At 59.9% G+C, this 18498-nt stretch carries 15 protein-coding genes; 7 read left to right on the forward strand and 8 right to left on the reverse strand.

Translation table 11 applies throughout. The features are described 5' to 3' along the window. Nucleotides 1-13: 13 nt before the first annotated feature. The 7 genes from CPH89_RS02270 to cobA all read left to right on the forward strand — a co-directional run bounded on the left by CPH89_RS02270 (nt 14) and on the right by cobA (nt 10145). A complete protein-coding gene (locus CPH89_RS02270; RefSeq protein ID WP_053257467.1) occupies nt 14-589 on the forward strand; it encodes an ANTAR domain-containing response regulator in 576 nt (191 codons plus the stop codon). A 211-nt stretch (nt 590-800) separates the two neighbouring features. Beyond that, nucleotides 801-2012 (forward strand): nitrate/nitrite transporter, encoded by a 1212-nt coding sequence (locus tag CPH89_RS02275; protein WP_053257468.1) that lies wholly within the window; start codon nt 801-803, stop codon nt 2010-2012. Then, nucleotides 2012-3682 carry a bifunctional protein-serine/threonine kinase/phosphatase gene (locus CPH89_RS02280; protein WP_053257469.1) on the forward strand — a complete coding sequence of 557 codons (1671 nt, stop codon included), beginning with the start codon at nt 2012-2014 and terminating at the stop codon, nt 3680-3682. The genes CPH89_RS02275 and CPH89_RS02280 overlap by 1 nt, the downstream gene beginning before the upstream one ends. 234 nt (nt 3683-3916) lie before the next feature. Next, nucleotides 3917-6370 carry a nitrite reductase large subunit NirB gene (gene nirB / locus CPH89_RS02285; protein ID WP_053257470.1) on the forward strand — a complete coding sequence of 818 codons (2454 nt, stop codon included), beginning with the start codon at nt 3917-3919 and terminating at the stop codon, nt 6368-6370. Then, nucleotides 6367-6684: a nitrite reductase small subunit NirD gene (nirD, locus tag CPH89_RS02290; protein ID WP_017134764.1), complete on the forward strand. Its 318-nt coding sequence runs from the start codon at nt 6367-6369 to the stop codon at nt 6682-6684. Before nirB ends, nirD begins: the two co-directional genes overlap by 4 nt. Then, nucleotides 6684-9392 carry a nitrate reductase gene (locus tag CPH89_RS02295; RefSeq protein WP_053257471.1) on the forward strand — a complete coding sequence of 903 codons (2709 nt, stop codon included), beginning with the start codon at nt 6684-6686 and terminating at the stop codon, nt 9390-9392. Before nirD ends, CPH89_RS02295 begins: the two co-directional genes overlap by 1 nt. 9 nt (nt 9393-9401) lie before the next feature. Next, on the forward strand, nt 9402-10145 hold the full coding sequence (cobA, locus tag CPH89_RS02300; protein WP_053257472.1) for a uroporphyrinogen-III C-methyltransferase: 744 nt from the start codon (nt 9402-9404) through the stop codon (nt 10143-10145). A 60-nt stretch (nt 10146-10205) separates the two neighbouring features. Here cobA and CPH89_RS02305 read toward each other — a convergent pair whose 3' ends face one another. From CPH89_RS02305 to ppsA, 8 genes are all read right to left on the reverse strand, one after another. Next, the gene (locus tag CPH89_RS02305) at nt 10206-11189 is read right to left on the reverse strand and encodes an OmpA family protein (protein WP_053257473.1); all 984 of its coding nucleotides are present in this window, start codon (nt 11187-11189) and stop codon (nt 10206-10208) included. A 107-nt stretch (nt 11190-11296) separates the two neighbouring features. Then, nucleotides 11297-11887, reverse strand: coding sequence for an RNA polymerase sigma factor SigX (gene sigX, locus CPH89_RS02310; protein WP_053257474.1), 591 nt, complete (start codon nt 11885-11887; stop codon nt 11297-11299). An 87-nt stretch (nt 11888-11974) separates the two neighbouring features. After that, nucleotides 11975-12799 (reverse strand): mechanosensitive ion channel family protein, encoded by an 825-nt coding sequence (locus CPH89_RS02315; RefSeq protein ID WP_003175519.1) that lies wholly within the window; start codon nt 12797-12799, stop codon nt 11975-11977. A gap of 2 nt (nt 12800-12801) precedes the next feature. Then, nucleotides 12802-13047 (reverse strand): hypothetical protein, encoded by a 246-nt coding sequence (locus CPH89_RS02320; RefSeq protein ID WP_005790375.1) that lies wholly within the window; start codon nt 13045-13047, stop codon nt 12802-12804. A 75-nt stretch (nt 13048-13122) separates the two neighbouring features. Further along, on the reverse strand, nt 13123-14118 hold the full coding sequence (locus tag CPH89_RS02325) for a zinc transporter ZntB (RefSeq protein WP_053257475.1): 996 nt from the start codon (nt 14116-14118) through the stop codon (nt 13123-13125). A 24-nt stretch (nt 14119-14142) separates the two neighbouring features. Then, nucleotides 14143-14634: a ribonuclease E activity regulator RraA gene (gene rraA, locus CPH89_RS02330; protein WP_053257476.1), complete on the reverse strand. Its 492-nt coding sequence runs from the start codon at nt 14632-14634 to the stop codon at nt 14143-14145. A 230-nt stretch (nt 14635-14864) separates the two neighbouring features. Further along, nucleotides 14865-15854 carry an alpha/beta fold hydrolase gene (locus CPH89_RS02335; RefSeq protein ID WP_053257477.1) on the reverse strand — a complete coding sequence of 330 codons (990 nt, stop codon included), beginning with the start codon at nt 15852-15854 and terminating at the stop codon, nt 14865-14867. Nucleotides 15855-15960: 106 nt separating this feature from the next. Beyond that, nucleotides 15961-18336 (reverse strand): phosphoenolpyruvate synthase, encoded by a 2376-nt coding sequence (gene ppsA / locus CPH89_RS02340; RefSeq protein WP_053257478.1) that lies wholly within the window; start codon nt 18334-18336, stop codon nt 15961-15963. Nucleotides 18337-18498 lie beyond the last annotated feature (162 nt).

Below are 18498 nucleotides of genomic sequence, written 5' to 3' on the forward strand. Positions count from 1 at the left end.
AGGAGGAACCACGATGTTGCGCATCCTGTTGATCAACGATACCCCGCGCAAAGTCGGACGCCTGAAGGCTGCGCTGACCGAAGCAGGCTTCGAGGTGATCGATGAGTCCGGCCTGACCATTGACCTGCCTGCGCGCGTCGAAACGGTGCGCCCCGACGTGATCCTGATCGATACCGAGTCACCCGGCCGCGACGTGATGGAGCAAGTGGTGCTGGTCAGCCGCGACCAACCTCGGCCGATCGTGATGTTTACCGACGAGCACGATCCGAACGTGATGCGCCAGGCGATCAAATCCGGGGTCAGCGCTTACATCGTTGAAGGCATCCAGGCCCAACGCCTGCAGCCCATCCTGGACGTGGCCATGGCTCGTTTTGAAAGCGACCAGGCCCTGCGCGCGCAGCTCCAGGCCCGCGATCAGCAGTTGGCCGAGCGTAAACGCATCGAGCTGGCCAAAGGCATGCTGATGAAAATGAAGCACTGCAATGAGGAAGAGGCCTACACCCTGATGCGCCGCCAGGCCATGAGCCGCCAACAGAAACTGATCCAGGTGGCGGAGCAGATTATTGCGATGAGCGAGTTGCTCGGCTGAACTGGCGCAGCTCTTGCTAAAGAATCCTCACCGGTAACCAACGGCGGTTGCCCCTTCTACGACAAAGACGTCGCCCACTCGGTTTGCTCGCGCAAACCCGGTGGCGGCGTTTTTTCGTTTTGGTCCCAGCGTATGGGGCCGATGGGGCGGCCCTAAACGGCTGTTCCATCACCCGGCCTTCTTACAAGACTCCCAACCGTTGAGGTGCGTGATGAAATCAAGCTTCTGGAAATCCGGGCACACCCCGACCCTGTTTGCCGCGTTCCTGTATTTCGACCTGAGCTTCATGGTCTGGTACCTGTTGGGCCCGCTGGCGGTGCAAATCGCCGCCGACCTGCACCTGACCACCCAGCAACGTGGCCTGGTGGTGGCGACGCCCATCCTGGCCGGCGCGGTGCTGCGCTTTTTAATGGGCATGCTGGCCGACAAACTGTCGCCCAAGACCGCCGGCCTGATCGGTCAGGTGATTGTCATCGCGGCATTGTTCGGGGCCTGGAAACTCGGCATCCACAGCTACGAGCAAGCCCTGCTGCTCGGTGCGTTTCTGGGCATGGCCGGAGCGTCCTTTGCGGTTGCGCTGCCCCTGGCGTCCCAGTGGTACCCCGCTGAACACCAAGGCAAGGCCATGGGCATCGCTGGCGCGGGTAACTCCGGCACCGTGTTTGCCGCACTGCTGGCACCGGTGCTGGCCGCTGCGTACGGCTGGAGCAATGTGTTCGGCTTCGCGCTGATTCCGCTGGTACTTACCCTGGTGGTCTTCGCCTGGCTCGCGCGCAATGCGCCTGAACGTCCGAAAGCCAAATCCATGGCTGACTATTTCAAAGCCCTGGGCGACCGCGACAGCTGGTGGTTCATGTTCTTCTACAGCGTGACGTTCGGCGGCTTTATCGGCCTGGCCAGCGCCCTGCCCGGCTACTTCAACGACCAATACGGCCTGAGCCCGGTGACCGCCGGCTACTACACTGCCGCCTGCGTATTTGGTGGCAGCCTGATGCGTCCGTTGGGCGGCGCCCTGGCTGACCGTTTCGGCGGGATCCGTACCCTGCTCGGCATGTACAGCGTGGCGGCCATCTGCATCGCAGCGGTCGGGTTCAACCTGCCAAGTTCCTACGCTGCATTGGCGCTTTTCGTCTGCACCATGCTCGGCCTCGGTGCAGGTAATGGCGCGGTGTTCCAACTGGTCCCCCAACGCTTTCGCCGTGAGATCGGCGTGATGACCGGCCTGATCGGCATGGCGGGCGGTATCGGCGGTTTCGCCCTCGCTGCGGGTATGGGTGCAATCAAACAAAGCACTGGCAGTTACCAGATGGCCCTGTGGTTGTTCGCCAGCCTCGGCGTGCTGGCCTGGTTTGGCCTGCACGGCGTCAAACGTCGCTGGAGAACCACCTGGGGCTCGGCCGCCGTGACCGCCGCACGCGTCTGATGAGCCTGCAACTGAGCATCGCCCACGCCAGCGCCATCGGCCCTCGAACCGAGAACCAGGATGCCCTGCGCGTGGTCACGCCTGTGGCGGAACTGGCCGCAAGCAAGGGTTACCTGTGCGCCATGGCCGACGGCGTCAGCCAATGTGCCGACGGTGGCCTGGCCGCGCGCTCGACCTTACAGGCGCTGGCCCTGGACTATTACGCCACGCCGCAAACCTGGGGCGTGGCTCAGGCGCTCGAACGTTTGTTGCTGGCGCAGAATCGCTGGCTTCAGGCCAACGGTGGCGGTCAGCCGCTGCTGACCACCCTCAGCGCCCTGGTGTTTCGTGGCCAACGCTTCACGCTCGCGCATGTCGGCGATTGCCGGGTCTATCGCTGGCTGGACGGCGAGTTGCAGCGCATCAGCGAAGATCACGTGTGGGAGCAACCGGGCATGCACCATGTGCTCAAGCGCGCCCTCGGCCTGGATCAACACCTGGTGCTGGATTTTCTCGACGGTGAATTGCGTGAGGGTGAATGTTTCCTGCTGCTCAGCGATGGCGTGTGGGCCACCTTGGGCGATCACAGCATCCGGGCGATTCTGCGTGAGCAAACCGACCTGGATCTGGCGGTCAACACCCTGGTCAACGCTGCACACCTGGCCGCCAGCCAGGACAATGCCAGCGCGCTGCTGGTGCGTATCGACAAACTGGGGGCCGCCACCCTTGGCGATGCGCTGGTGCAGTTGCAGCAATGGCCGCTGCCACCAGTCCTGAAAGCCGGGCAACACTTTGAGGGCTGGCAGGTTGAAAGCGTGTTGGCGCACAGCCGCCAATCCTTGCTGTACCGCGTACGCGATGCGCAGCAGCAGCCTTGGTTGCTGAAAACCTTGCCGCTTAACCGTGAGGATGACAACGGTGCGGGTCAAGCGCTGCTCTCGGAAGAATGGTTTCTGCGCCGCGTTGCCGGGCGCGCGTTTCCTGAAGTGCATGCGGCCAGTGGGCGTCAGCATTTGTACTACGTAATGCGTGAATATCCGGGGCACACCCTGGCAGCACTGTTCCAGCATCAGGGCCCACTGCCCCTGGCGCAGTGGCAGTCCATCGCCGAACGATTGTTGCGGGCGGTGGGCATGCTGCATCGACGGCAGATCCTGCACCGGGACATCAAGCCGGAAAACCTGTTATTGGGTGACGACGGCGAACTGCGCGTCTTGGATTTCGGCCTGGCCTATTGCCCGGGGCTCTCTGAAGACCGCGCCCACGAACTGCCCGGCACGCCGAGTTTTATCGCCCCGGAGGCGTTCAGTGGCGAACATCCTACGGCGCAACAGGATTTATACAGCGTCGGCGTCACGCTCTATTACCTGCTGACCGGGCATTACCCCTACGGCGAAATCGAAGCCTTCCAGCGGCCCCGTTTTGCCCAGCCCGTCAGCGCCAGCCGCTATCGCCCCGACCTGCCGGACTGGTTGCCCCTCAGCCTGGAACGAGCGGTGGCGCCTCACCCCGACCAACGTTATGAAACAGCCGAAGAATGGCTGCTTGTCCTGGAGCAGGCCGACCGCCGTGAGTTGAGCGTGCGCCCCAGACCGCTGCTGGAGCGCGAACCGCTCAAGGTCTGGCAAGCCGTGGCGCTGGCATCGTTGCTGGTCAATCTGGTGCTGGCGTACTGGCTGTTGCACCACTAGAGGGCGAATTAACCCAGGGATATCGACGCTGGCCCCAATAAAACCGGGCGCTAGGTAACTTGGCACAACCACTGCATTAACTTTTTCAACAACACACATACAGCCGCTCCTTCAACGTCGAAGGGCCGAGCTTCCCGAGAGAACGGGACCAGGACAAAGGCGTCCTCGCTAGCTAACTAGCGGGGACGCCTTTTTTGTTTGCGCGTGATTTGTCGAGCCATTGCGGAGAACGACATGAAAAAACTCAAATTGGTGATGATCGGCAACGGCATGGCCGGTGTACGCACCCTCGAAGAATTGCTCAAACTGAGCAGCGACCTGTACGACATCACCGTGTTCGGTGCCGAGCCTCACACCAACTACAACCGAATTCTGTTGTCACCGGTGCTGGCGGGCGAGCAGACGTTTGAAGAGATCGTGCTCAACGATCTCAGTTGGTACCTGGATAACAACATCAAGCTGTTGCTCAACCGCAAAGTGGTGCAGATCGACCGCGTCAAACGCATCGTGATCGCCGAAGACGGCAGCGAAGCCGAATACGACCGCCTGCTGATCGCCACCGGCTCAACGCCGTTTATCCTGCCGATTCCCGGCAACGCTTTAAAAGGTGTCATCGGCTACCGCGACATCGCCGACACCCAGGCCATGATCGACACCGCCAGAACCCACAAGCACGCCGTGGTCATCGGCGGTGGCCTGCTCGGTCTGGAAGCCGCCAACGGCCTGATGCTGCGCGGCATGCACGTGACGGTGGTGCATATCGGCGAATGGTTGCTGGAGCGCCAGCTGGACAAAACCAGTGGCCAGTTACTGCAAACCGAACTGGAAAGCCGTGGCCTGGTGTTTCGGTTGTGCGAACAGACCCAGGCCCTGCACGACGCCGGCAATGGCCGCGTAGGCTCGGTGCAATTCAAGAATGGCGAGATTATCCCCGCCGACCTGGTGGTGATGGCCGCCGGTATCCGCCCCAACACTGAACTCGCGGAAAAATCCGGCATCCCCTGCAACCGTGGGATTCTGGTCAACGACACCCTGCAAACTTACGACCCGCGCATCTATGCCATCGGTGAATGTGCCAACCATCGCGGGATTGCCTACGGGCTGGTGGCGCCGCTGTTCGAGCAAGCCAAGGTCTGCGCCAATCACCTGGCTCAACTGGGCTTTGCGACCTATAAGGGTTCGGTCACTTCGACCAAATTAAAGGTGACCGGCATCGACCTGTTCTCCGCCGGCGACTTCATGGGCGGCGAAGGCACCGAGACCATCACCCTCTCCGACCCGATTGGCGGCGTCTACAAGAAGCTGGTGATCAAGGACGACATCCTGGTCGGCGCCTGCCTGTACGGCGATACCGCAGACGGCGGTTGGTATTTCCGCCAGATCCGTGAGAACCATGCGATTGGCGAGATCCGTGATCACTTGATGTTTGGCGAGAACACGCTCGGCGATGTCGGCCATCAAGGCCAGGACAAAGCCATGAGCATGGCCGACAACGCTGAAGTCTGCGGATGCAATGGCGTGTGCAAGGGCACCATCGTCAAGGCGATTCAGGAACACGGGCTGTTCAGCGTCGACGAGGTGAAAAAGCACACCAAGGCCGCCAGCTCCTGCGGTTCGTGTGCCGGGCTGGTGGAACAGATTTTGATCAACACCGTGGGGGGCGCTGCGGACGTCAAACCGAAAAGCGAAAAGGCTATTTGCGGTTGCAGCGACCTCAACCACGGGCAAATCCGCCTGGCGATCCGCGAACAGCATCTGCTGACCATCGCCGACACCATGAGCTACCTGAACTGGCGCACACCCAACGGCTGCGCCACCTGCCGCCCGGCACTCAACTACTACCTGATCTCCACTTGGCCGGGTGAAGCCAAGGACGACCCGCAATCGCGCCTGATCAACGAACGCGCCCACGCCAATATCCAGAAAGACGGCACCTACTCTGTAGTCCCCCGGATGTGGGGCGGGGTGACCAATCCCGCGGAGCTACGGCGTATCGCCGATGTGGCTGACAAGTACAACGTGCCGATGGTCAAAGTCACCGGCGGCCAGCGTATCGACCTGCTGGGCATCAAGAAACAGGACCTGCCCGGCGTCTGGAAAGACCTCGACATGCCGTCCGGCCATGCGTACGGCAAATCCATCCGCACCGTGAAGACCTGCGTCGGCAGCGAGTTCTGCCGCTTCGGCACGCAGAACTCGACGCAGTTGGGCATCGAACTGGAGCATGACCTGTTCAATATGTGGTCACCGCACAAGGTCAAGCTCGCGGTGTCCGGTTGCCCACGCAATTGCTCGGAAGCGGGGATCAAGGACGTCGGGATTATCGGCGTCGACTCCGGCTGGGAGATGTATATCGGCGGCAATGGCGGGATCAAAACCGAAGTCGCAGCGTTCTTCGTCAAGCTGAAAACCGCCGAAGAAGTCCGCGAATACAACGGTGCTTTCCTGCAGTTGTACCGCGAAGAAGCCTTCTACCTCGAACGCACCGTGCATTACCTGCAACGGGTCGGCATGGAACATATCAAGAAGGCCGTACTGGAAGACCCGGCCAGGCGCCAGGCGCTCAATGAGCGTCTGCAGTTCTCACTGTCATTCGAACAGGACCCTTGGAAGGAACGCCTGGAGCAGCCGCTGCTGAAAAAGGAATTCGAGGTTATTCCCGTCAAGCAACTGGAGGTGCCGGCATGAACTGGCTGGATATCTGCGCCCTCGACGAGATCAACGCGCTGGGCTCGCGCATCATCAATGGACCCAAAGGTGATATCGCGATTTTTCGTACCAGTGACGATGAAGTTTTCGCCCTCGATGACCGCTGCCCACACAAGGGCGGGCCACTGTCCCAAGGCCTGATCTATGGCAAGCGCGTGGCCTGCCCGCTGCATAACTGGCAGATCGACCTGGCATCCGGCGAAGCCCAGGCACCGGATATTGGCTGCGCCCATCATCACCCCGCCCGCGTGGAAAACGGCCGTGTGATGTTGGCCCTGCGGGACGCAGGTTGATGAACCGCCAGACCACTGCCTCCACCTGTTGTTATTGCGGGGTGGGGTGCGGCGTGCTGATCGAACATGACGGCACGCACATTCTGGGTGTGCAAGGCGACCCGGACCACCCGGCCAACTTCGGCAAGTTGTGCAGTAAAGGCGCCAGTCTGCACCTGACCGGCGACCTGGCTGCCCGCGCCTTGTACCCGGAGCTTCGCCTGGGCAAAGGCCTGGCCCGTGCCCGCAGCGACTGGGACACCGCCCTGGAACACGCGGCCAACGTGTTCGCCGACACCATCGCCGAGCACGGGCCGGACAGCGTGGCGTTCTACATCTCCGGGCAATTGCTGACCGAGGACTACTACTGCTTCAACAAACTGGCGCGCGCGGTGGTCGGCACCCACAATATCGACAGCAACTCGCGGCTGTGCATGTCTTCGGCGGTGGTTGGTTACAAGCGCAGCCTGGGCGCCGATGCGCCGCCCTGCAGTTATGAAGACCTGGAGTCCAGCGACTGCGTGATGATCGTCGGCAGCAACATGGCCTACGCCCACCCAGTATTATTCCGACGCCTGGAGGAGGCTAAATCCCGACGCCCGCAAATGAAGGTCGTGGTGATTGACCCACGGCGTACCGACACCTGCGAGTTAGCTGACCTGCACCTGGCGATTCTGCCGGGTACGGATGTCGCGCTGTTTCACGGAATCTTGCATCTGTTGCTGTGGGAAGACTGGATCGACCGCGACTTTATCCAGGCGCATACCGACGGGTTGGCCGAGTTGAAGCGACTGGTGCATGACTACACGCCGCAAATGGTCACGCAGTTGTGCGGGATCAGCGTCGAGCAACTGCGCCTGTGCGCGCAATGGGTCGGCACATCCCGCAGTTTTCTGTCGCTGTGGTGCATGGGGCTGAACCAATCCACCGCCGGCAGTGCGAAAAACAGCGCGCTGATCAACCTGCACCTGGCAACCGGCACGATTGGCCGACCGGGCTGTGGGCCATTTTCCCTGACCGGCCAGCCCAATGCGATGGGGGGGCGCGAAACCGGCAGCTTGTCGAATTTACTCCCCGGGCACCGCGAGGCGGCCAACCCCGAACACCGAGCGCAAGTCGCCGCCTACTGGGGGGTTGAATCGTTGCCCGCGACCACCGGGCTGACCGCAATCGAACTGTTCGAGCAAATCCAGGCCGGCAAGATCAAGGCATTGTGGATTGCCTGTACCAACCCTGCGCAATCCCTGCCGGATCAGAACAGCGTGCGCGCGGCCTTGGCTGCCTGCCCGTTCGTGGTCTTGCAAGAGGCCTTTCGCACGACCGAAACGGCTGCCTATGCCGACTTGCTGCTGCCTGCCGCCAGTTGGGGGGAGAAGGAAGGCACAGTGACCAACTCCGAACGGCGCGTTTCCCACGTGCGCCGCGCCATCACCCCACCCGGGGAAGCGCGTCCCGATTGGGCGATTACGGTGGATTTCGCACGGCGGCTGCAGCATCGCTTACGGCCCGGATCGGCCAGCCTGTTCGCGTTTGAACAACCTGCGCAGATTTTTGATGAATACAAAGGGCTGACCCGCGACCGCGATCTCGACCTGTCAGGCCTCAGCCATGCGCTGCTCGATCAGATCGGGCCGCAGCAATGGCCATTTCCCGTGGGCGCGCAAACGGGAACGCCGCGCCTGTACACCCAGGGTACCTTCCCAACCGAAACGGGCCGTGCACACTTTATCGCCGACCCTTACCGCGCCGCCAAGGAACAGCGGGACGCGCGCTTCCCGCTGACGCTGATCACCGGCCGCCTGCGCGATCAATGGCACGGCATGAGCCGCACCGGCACGGCGGCGCAGTTGTTCGGGCACGTCAGTGAGGCGTTGCTGAGCCTGCACCCGGATGAGTTGCGCCGTCATCGCTTCAAGGAAGGTGACTTGGTCAGCCTGAAAAGCCGTCGCGGCAGCGTGATCGTCGCCGTCGGCAGTGACGACAGCGTGCGTCCAGGCCAGGCGTTCTTGCCCATGCATTGGGGCGATCGCTTTCTCAAAGGCGGCGTCAACGTGTTGACCCCACCGGCGTTCGATGCCCTGTCAAAACAGCCCGAACTCAAGCACAGCGGCGTGCGCCTGGAACCCGTGCAACTGCCATGGCAGCTGTTCGCGCTGATCGAAGGGAATATACAGCAGCACTTTGAAGCCCTGCGCCCGCTGTGCGAGGGCTTTGCCTACGTCAGCCTCAGCCTGGCAGGCCGTGAACGGCCGGCGTTGCTGGTGCGCGCAGCCCACACCGAAGCGCCCGACCTGCAACTGTTGACCCGAATCGACGAACTGCTGGGCCTCAACGATGGCCCTGTCATGGCCTACGACGACCCGCGTCGCTCAATCGGCAAGCGCGTCAAAATTGAAAAAGGCCGCATCACTGCGCTGCGCCTGGCAGGCGAAACCCTGGCCAGGCACTGGCTGCAAAGCCTCTGGCAGGAAGGCCGGGCTGACGAACAACTGCGACGTTGGCTGTTGGCGCCGCTCAGTGCGCCACCGGGTGGCACGACAGCCAGCACCAAGACTTTGTGCAACTGCAAGAACGTCAGCGAAAGCGCGGTGTGCGCCGGTATCGGCCGTGGATTGGACCTGGACGGGCTCAAACTGGAGCTCGGCTGCGGCACTCAATGCGGCTCCTGTGTGCCGGAAATCAAACGTCTTTTGGCCAGCAACCCGCAGCCAATCGCAATAAGTGGGTGAGGGAAAAATATGAGCGCAAAAGTCTGGCTGGTGGGCGCAGGGCCTGGTGATCCGGAGTTGTTGACCCTAAAGGCGGTGCGGGCCCTGCACGCAGCCGATGTGGTGCTGATCGATGATTTGGTCAACCCGGCAGTGCTGGACCACTGCGTCAACGCGCGGGTAATCACCGTAGGCAAGCGTGGGGGTTGCCGTTCAACCCCGCAGGATTTTATTCATCGCCTGATGCGGCGCTATGCGCGCCAGGGCAAATGCGTGGTACGGCTTAAAGGCGGTGACCCGTGCATTTTTGGTCGAGGCGGCGAAGAGGCGACGTGGTTGCGTGAACGCGGGGTGGAGGTGGAATTGATCAATGGGATTACAGCGGGGCTGGCGGGGGCAACGAATTGCGATATCCCGCTGACGTTGCGTGGTGTCAGCCGAGGCGTAACGCTGGTCACGGCGCATACCCAGGACGACAGCAGCCTGAACTGGCGCGCATTGGTCGAGGGTGGCACGACGTTGGTGGTGTATATGGGCGTGGCGAAACTTGAAGAGATTCGTCAGCAACTGCTGGAGGGCGGAATGGCCGCGGATATGCCGGTGGCGATGATCGAAAACGCATCGCTGCCCCAGCAGCGGGAATGTCGCAGTCATCTGGCGTCTATGCATGCGGATGCGCAGGCATTTGCCCTGAAGAGCCCGGCGATCCTGGTGATCGGGAGCGTTGCCGCCGCTGCGCAGGCGGTCCAGGTTGCAGTGTCAGCTGCCGGTTGAGGCAAATCGCAGGCGAAAAAAAGCCCGGCCTAAGCCGGGCTTTTTTCTACCACTCAGTAATTACTGAGCAGCTTGAGCTTCTACCGAGGCTTCTACGCGACGGTTGATAGCGCGGCCAGCTTCAGTTGCGTTGTCAGCAACTGGGCGGGATTTGCCATAACCAACCGAGCTTACACGGTTAGGAGCGATACCGTCTTTGACCAGAACTTGCTTGACCGCGTCAGCACGACGCTGGGACAGCTTCTGGTTGTAAGCGTCAGGACCGACGGAGTCAGTGTGACCTTCAACAACGGTGGTGGTCTGTGGGTACTGTTTCATGAAGTCAGCGAGGTTTTTCACGTCGCCGTAGCTGTTAGGCTTAACAACCGACTTGTCGAAGTCGAACTTCACGTCCAGCTCAACACGAACAACCTGAGCAACTGGAGCTTCTGGCTCTGGAGTTGGCTCTGGAGCTGGTGCTGGGGTAGGAGCTGGAGCTACTGCGCCAGCGTTACCGCCGAAGTTCACACCCAGGCCGACCAGTGCGGAGTAGTCCCACTTGCCGTTGTCCAGTGCGTAGTCAGCTTCAACGCCAGCACGTGCGAACAGGTTGTTGGTGAAGTAGTACTTCACGCCAGCGCCAGCGATAGCCAGAGTCGACTGGTCACGACCAGTGTGGCCGTCAGCAGCAACGTTGGTACGGCTCTGGTGACCGAAACCACCTTCAACGTATGGACGCAGGGAGTCAACACCGGCCTGACCGAAGTGGTACTGAGCAGTCACGCTGCCAGTGTCACCTTTGATCTTCTGGTTACCAGTACCGTCGTTCGAACGGGTGTGGTTGGTGGTGTCGTAGTTCAGGTTAACCGACACGTCGTCGGTAATGAAGTAACCGATGCTGGCGCCAGGGTTGTAGCCGTCTTCGATGTGCTTGACGCTATCGTTGAACTGCTTTTTGTAGAACAGCTGGCCTTCAACTGCGCCTTGGCCTTGTGCCAGTGCGCCGAAAGAAGTAGCGGCAATAAGAGTACCAATGGCCAAGCCCAAGGTGTTTTTCAGTTTCATCCGTTAAATCCCCATCTGGTGATTGTAAAGCAGTCCCACAAACCGGGGGACAACTCGGCGACAAGTCTAACAGAACTTGCCTACACGTAAGAGATATTTGCCACGCACTAAGTTTCAGTCTCGCCCGCAAATTTCTCACGTAATTTATCAAGAGCACGCTTGTAACGCATTTTTGTAGCACTCAAACCCATGTGCATGATGTCAGCAATTTCCTGAAACTCGAGCTCTGCGACAAATCGTAGCACCAGAATTTCACGGTCAATTGGATTCACATACACCAACCAGCGATCAAGTCCGCCCTTTTCCTCGGGTGTCGGCGCCTTTTCTTCAGACGCTTCCTCAAGGGGGTCCAGACTCAAAGCGTCCATCAAGCGACGCTTTCGCCGTTCCTTACGATACTGCGTGATGCACTCGTTGTACGTGATGCTGTAAAGCCACGTCTTGAACTTCGATTTTCCCTCGAAGTTCTTCAGCCCGTACAGCACCTTGAGCATCACTTCCTGACAGACATCGTCCGCGTCTCTATCGTTCCCTAAATACCTTGAACAAACGTTGAACAGAGTGCGTTGATACCTGCGCATCAATTCTTCATACGCGCGTGTTACGTGAAACAGCTCCGTGTGCGAGCGCGCGACCAACTCCTCATCAGAGAGCTCACGGGGGTCATAGCGCGTAGACAGCGTTTGGGCTTTATTCAAAACAAGTCGTGCCGACAGTCAGGTCAATGTCCGCTACAGCCCGGTCACCCGGGTTTGCGGCGGCGTACATTAGCAGGGTTTTCCGGGTTAGCGGCTACTGACCTGCTGCTCCAGAAGAATTCGATTGGACAGTGACACCAGGTCACCGTCATCGGTCAGCACCGTAGTCTTGACTGTACCGATCTCTTCGATTTGCCCTTCGACCTCGCCCACACGGACCTGCTGCCCTACCTGATACAGCTCGCGCACATAGATTCCCGCAAGAATCTGACCGGCAATTTCCCGGCTACCCAACCCCATGGCCAGCGCAACGGCCAGACCAACGGTAATCAAAACAATCACAATCACGTGGTTAAGAAGGTCAGTTTTGACCTCCAGCTGGCTGATCGCGACGGAAATACTGATGATGATCACCAGCCCCTGGGCGATTCGCCCCAGGCCCGCAGCGTAGTCCAAGCCCACGCCTTCAGCTGCCCCACGCACCAGCCCATTGGCCAATTGCGCCAGCAAAACGCCTACCAGCAACACCAGCGCGCCGCCGAAAACTTTCGGCAAATACAGTGCCAGCATGTCGAGCGTAGCTGAAACTCGCTCAAGTCCAAGGGATTGAGCCGCAGAAACCAGAAAAATAAGTAAAACGAACCAGTAGACGATCTTCCCGATCAGGGTAGAGATCGGTACCTGCAGCCCGGCACGGCCCAATAGTTTGGTCAAACCGGTGCCCGCCATCAAGCGATCCAGCCCAAGCTTGGCCAATAATTTGGACAGCAAGGTGTCGAGCAACTTGGCCACGACAAACCCCAGCAATACCAGGACCAGAGCACCAAACAGGTTGGGAATGAAATTCGCCACCTTGGTCCACAATGCGGTCATCGCGGTGACCAGGCTCTGGGTCCAGAGATCAAGTTCCATATTCAATCAGCCTTATCAGCAGTGCGAGCAAGAGGTTTACGACGGGAAACCGGCGATACATGGGCCGAACCATTGTTCAGGGCCATCATCAACGCCGGCAGCCAACGACCGAGCAAACCGAACAGGTCACCTGCCCCTACCTGACGGTTGGCGGTTTTCAACACGCGGCCCAGGCACGCGTCGTCGTCACGGTTGGACGGCGACGCATTGAGCATGTCACGCAAAGACTGTTCGAACGGATCGTGCATAAAGACCTCTCGCAAGTATTTTAAAAGACGAGGGTTAAATTCTTGGGGTCACATGCGACCCTTGCTGTGTTCAGGTCAAACCCAGCGTAATCGTCGAAATAGCCACCATTGCCCGAGTGCGACAGACACCATCATCAGGCAGGCAATCGCGAATCCATAGGGGTCACCGGCGAAGGGTATTCCACCCACATTTATACCCAGCAGACCGGTCAGAAAACTCATCGGCAGAAAGATTCCGGTGATGATCCCGAAGCGGTACATGGTGCGATTCATACGCACGCTCAAGCGCCGGTCTTCGGTCTCAAGCACAAGTCCCACGCGCTCCCGAGTCAATTCGAGCTCTTCGAGGTAACGGGTCAGGCTGTTGTTCAATTCGTTCCAATAGTCAGCATCATCATTACAGAACCACGGCAATTTGATCCGCGTCAGCTGGGCAAAAATATCCCGCTGCGGCGCCAGGAAACGTTTCAGCCCAGCCGCCCGGCGACGGATCTGCAAAACATTGCCATGTTCCGGAGTATACCGTTCGTCGGCATCAAGTTTTTCTTCCTCGAAATCGACGATTTCGGAAAGGTCAGTCACCAAATCCTGCACTTTATGGGTCAGGTACTGCGCCATATAAAGGATGAGTTCCGACGAGGTTTTGGGGCCTTTACCTTCCGCCAATTGCACCAGCAGCTCATCGGTGGCGCGCAGCGGGCGCAGACGCAAGGAAATCACGCGACTGGCCGCAGCAAAGATACGCACCGAGACCATGTCTTCCGGCTCAGCCCCCGGGTTGAGGTTGACCCCTCGCAGAAACAGCAGCAGTTCGTCGTCCGGCAACGGCAGCAGGCGCGGACGGGTGTTTTCTTCCAGCAACAAATCGCACGCGAACTCGCTCAAGCCGCTGGATTTACGCAGCCAGGTCTGGGTCTGGGGATGGCTGCGATCCCAATGCAACCACAGGCTTTCCTGGGGCTGCAGTTGCAAATCGTCGAGCTCAGTCCGGGCAATCGAACGCGCACCGCCTTTACCGTCCAGTACCAGGGCATGCACCAACCCCCACTGCGCGTTTTCTTCCTCGAACATCCTCACCCCTATGGCTACAGCAGTTTATTCAGGCATTTTCAGCGGGCTAGGCGAGACGATCACGCCATTGTTGTCCGCATAGATGTACTCGCCGGGGCAGAACGTCACGCCCGCGAAGGTCACCACCACGTTCAGGTCGCCAATGCCGCGCTTGTCGGTTTTCATCGGGTGGGAGGCCAGTGCCTGCACGCCCAGGTCAGTTTGGGCGATGATATCGACATCGCGGATGCAACCGTAGATGACCAACCCTTCCCAGCCATTTTTTGCGGCTTTCTCGGCGATCAGGTCGCCCAGCAAGGCGCGACGCAGGGAACCACCACCGTCAACCACCAGCACTTTGCCGGTCCCCGGCTGGTCGGCCTGTTCCTTGACCAATGAGTTGTCTTCGAAGCATTTGATGGTGACGATTTCGCCACCAAAGGAGTCTCGGCCACCGAAATTGCTGAACATCGGCTCAACCACCTGCACCAGGTCCGGGTAGGCGTCGCACAAGTCGGGCGTCACGTAATGGTTCATCGAGAAACTCCTGTCGTGAAAGAAGAGGTCGAACATCCCACGGTGTACATCAGAAAAACGCGTCGCAACAGGCAATCTTTACATGCTCCCCGTCGACGGCGGCCATGATCAAACCGATCCTGTCGCAACGCAATAGCCACTGCGCGACTGAATATGACCAGAAGCGCCTGGCGCGTCATATCTTAGCCGCAACCACACACAAGTGAAACGCCCTTGGTAGAGCGCTTGCGTCACACCGTTACGGCGACCTGCGCTTGAGCCCCGAATAAAGGTGTCAGCGGATCTTTCAACCACTGCGCCACCAACGGCCACACTTCGGCCTGGGCGGCTTTGCTGACCAGCATTTCAACATGCCCGAAATCCCCGCTAAAACCTTGCCCGCGCCCCAGGCACAGGTATTGGCGATGCTCAGAGCCCACTTGTTCGAACAGCTTGCGACACGCCCAATCCGGGTCTTGTCGATCGCCCGCGGCGCTTACCGCCAACAGCGGCACGTCGACGTCGGCCAAGCCTTTCCACCAGTCTTGCTTACCCTCGCCAAAGCGCCCGAACAGGCCATTCCAGCGCATGGCTTCGATCATCACGCCCGCCGGCTCATCCTCTGGACCGCGCTTGAGCCGGGAGCCGGAGACCTGACCAAAGCGCTTCAAGAGCAAACGTCCCGTCCACTCCAGCGGTGGAATTTTCAACGGCCAGTGGGTACGACTGACCTGGCAGCCAAACAGCGCGACTGAGGCCACTGCCGGGGCGCCAAGGTGCTGACCACCCAGGGCTGCCGCCAGAGCGGTGCCGCCCAGGGAATGCCCGATCCAGTGCGGGATTTGCGCACTTTGCTCACGCACAAACGCCCCGATGGCCGGCAAATCGTAACGCGCATAATCGGCGACGCGGTTGCTCGCGTAGTGCTGATTGCGCTTGGAGAGGCCATGCCCGCGCATTTCCGGGATCCATACATCAAATCCCTGGCGTGCCAGGTACGCGCCCAGGCCGATGCCTTTAGGCGAGTACCAGAAGCGCCGATTGGAAAAACTGCCGTGCACTAAAATGACCGGCGTGCCCCGGTTTTCCGGGACATCCGCCAGGCCCAAACGGGTCACGGCCAACTCGACGGTGCCGTCCGGGCTGTTGCCGGGTTTGAGGCGGTACACATCTTCACTCAGGTCGCCACGACGTTCAGCACTGATCAGGGCGACGGGAAACAGGTTGCTACTGCTTTGCATAATGCTCTTGCACAAAAAAGGGCGGCGTCCGGAAGGAGTTCCGCCCTGCACAGATAAGAATGCCGGTCACCCTTGATGAGTGACCGGCACTTTTGACGTAACGACCTTATGCGGGCGCTTGGCCTTCCGCCAGGAAGAACCAGGTTTCCAGCACGGAATCGGGGTTCAGCGAGACGCTTTCGATGCCCTGCTCCATCAACCATTTGGCCAGGTCCGGGTGGTCGGAAGGGCCTTGGCCGCAGATGCCGATGTACTTGCCGGCCTTGTTACAGGCCTGGATGGCGTTGGCCAGCAGCTTCTTGACCGCCGGGTTACGCTCGTCGAACAAGTGAGCGATGATCCCCGAATCGCGGTCCAGGCCCAGGGTCAACTGGGTCAGGTCGTTGGAGCCGATGGAGAAGCCGTCGAAGAATTCCAGGAACTCTTCGGCCAGGATGGCGTTGGACGGCAGTTCGCACATCATGATCACGCGCAAGCCGTTTTCACCGCGGCTCAGGCCGTTTTCCGCCAACAGATCAACGACTTGGCTCGCCTCACCGAGGGTACGCACGAACGGCACCATGATCTCGACGTTGGTCAGGCCCATCTCGTTGCGCACGCGCTTGAGCGCACGGCACTCAAGCTCGAAGCAATCGCGGAACGCTTCGCTGATGTAACGCGATGCGCCGCGGAAGCCCAGCATCGGGTTTTCTTCTTCCGGCTCATAGAGCTTGCCGCCGATCAGGTTGGCGTATTCGTTGGACTTGAAGTCCGACAGGCGCACGATGACCTTTTTCGGGTAGAAGGCCGCCGCCAGGGTGCTGATGCCTTCCACCAGCTTCTCGACGTAGAAACCTACCGGGTCGTTGTAGCCGGCAATGCGCTTGTCGACGCTTTCCTTGATATCCAACGGCAGACCGTCGTAGTTCAGCAACGCCTTGGGGTGCACGCCGATCATGCGGTTGATGATGAACTCCAGGCGGGCCAGGCCCACACCGGCGTTCGGCAACTGTGCGAAATCAAAGGCACGGTCCGGGTTACCGACGTTCATCATGATCTTGAACGGCAGCTCTGGCATGGCTTCGATGGAGTTTTGCTTGATGTCGAAGCCCAACTCGCCTTCAAAAATGAAGCCGGTATCGCCTTCGGCGCAGGACACCGTCACACCTTGGCCGTCTTTCAACAGTTGCGTGGCATTGCCGCAACCCACCACGGCAGGGATGCCCAGCTCACGCGCGATGATCGCCGCGTGGCAGGTACGCCCGCCGCGGTTGGTGACGATGGCGCTCGCGCGCTTCATCACCGGTTCCCAGTCCGGGTCGGTCATGTCGGAGACCAGTACGTCGCCTGGCTGGACTTTGTCCATCTCGGACACGTCTTTGATGATCCGCACTTTGCCGGCGCCAATGCGCTGGCCGATGGCGCGACCTTCTACCAGCACGGTGCCGGTTTCTTTGAGCAGGTAACGCTCCATGACGTTGGCCGAGGTACGGCTCTTCACGGTTTCAGGGCGAGCCTGCACGATGTACAGCTTGCCGTCGTCACCGTCTTTGGCCCACTCGATGTCCATCGGGCACTTGTAGTGCTTTTCGATGATCATTGCTTGCTTGGCCAATTCGCTGACTTCGGCGTCGGTCAGGCAGAAACGCGCACGTTCAGCCTTGTCGACATCAACGGTTTTCACCGAGCGACCGGCCTTGGCCTCGTCGCCGTAGATCATCTTGATGGCTTTACTGCCCAGGTTACGGCGCAGGATGGCCGGACGGCCTGCCTCAAGGGTGTGTTTGTGGACGTAGAATTCGTCCGGGTTGACCGCGCCTTGTACGACGGTTTCGCCCAGGCCGTAGGCGCCAGTGATAAACACCACGTCACGGAAACCGGATTCGGTGTCCAGTGTGAACATCACGCCAGCGGTGCCGGTTTCCGAACGTACCATGCGCTGCACGCCGGCAGACAAGGCCACCAGCTTGTGGTCGAAACCCTGGTGCACACGGTAGGAAATAGCGCGGTCGTTGAACAGCGAGGCGAACACTTCCTTGGCTGCGCGGATAACGTTTTCCACGCCGCGGATATTAAGGAAGGTTTCTTGCTGGCCGGCAAAGGAGGCATCCGGCAAGTCTTCAGCGGTGGCGGAAGAGCGCACGGCAACGGCCATGTCCGGGTTACCGGCCGACAACGTAGCGAAAGCAGTGCGGATTTCTTCGTTGAGCTTCTCGGGGAACTCGGCTTCCATGATCCATTTACGGATCTGGGCGCCGGTCTTGGCCAAAGCGTTGACGTCATCGACATCCAGGGCGTCCAGCGCGGCGTGGATCTGAGCATTCAACCCGCTCAGTTCGAGGAAATCGCGGTAAGCCTGGGCCGTGGTGGCGAAACCACCGGGCACCGAAACACCAGCGCCTGCAAGATTACTGATCATCTCGCCGAGGGATGCGTTCTTGCCCCCCACATGCTCTACATCATGGACGCCGAGCTTATCGAGGGAAACTACGTACTCTACCAAGGTGATCTCTCCACTTTCTGTGTTGGAAAAGCTCAGGACGCCGGCTGCTCAGTAGGAGCAAACGCTGACGCTTGTGGCCTGGACCTGGAAAATAAGTGAGAATGCGGCCCACTGCGGGACGGCAAAATCGCGCCTATCATATCCAAGATTCGCCATCAGCTT

The organism is Pseudomonas fluorescens (assembly GCF_900215245.1).
GTDB classification, from domain to species: Bacteria; Pseudomonadota; Gammaproteobacteria; order Pseudomonadales; family Pseudomonadaceae; genus Aquipseudomonas; species Aquipseudomonas fluorescens.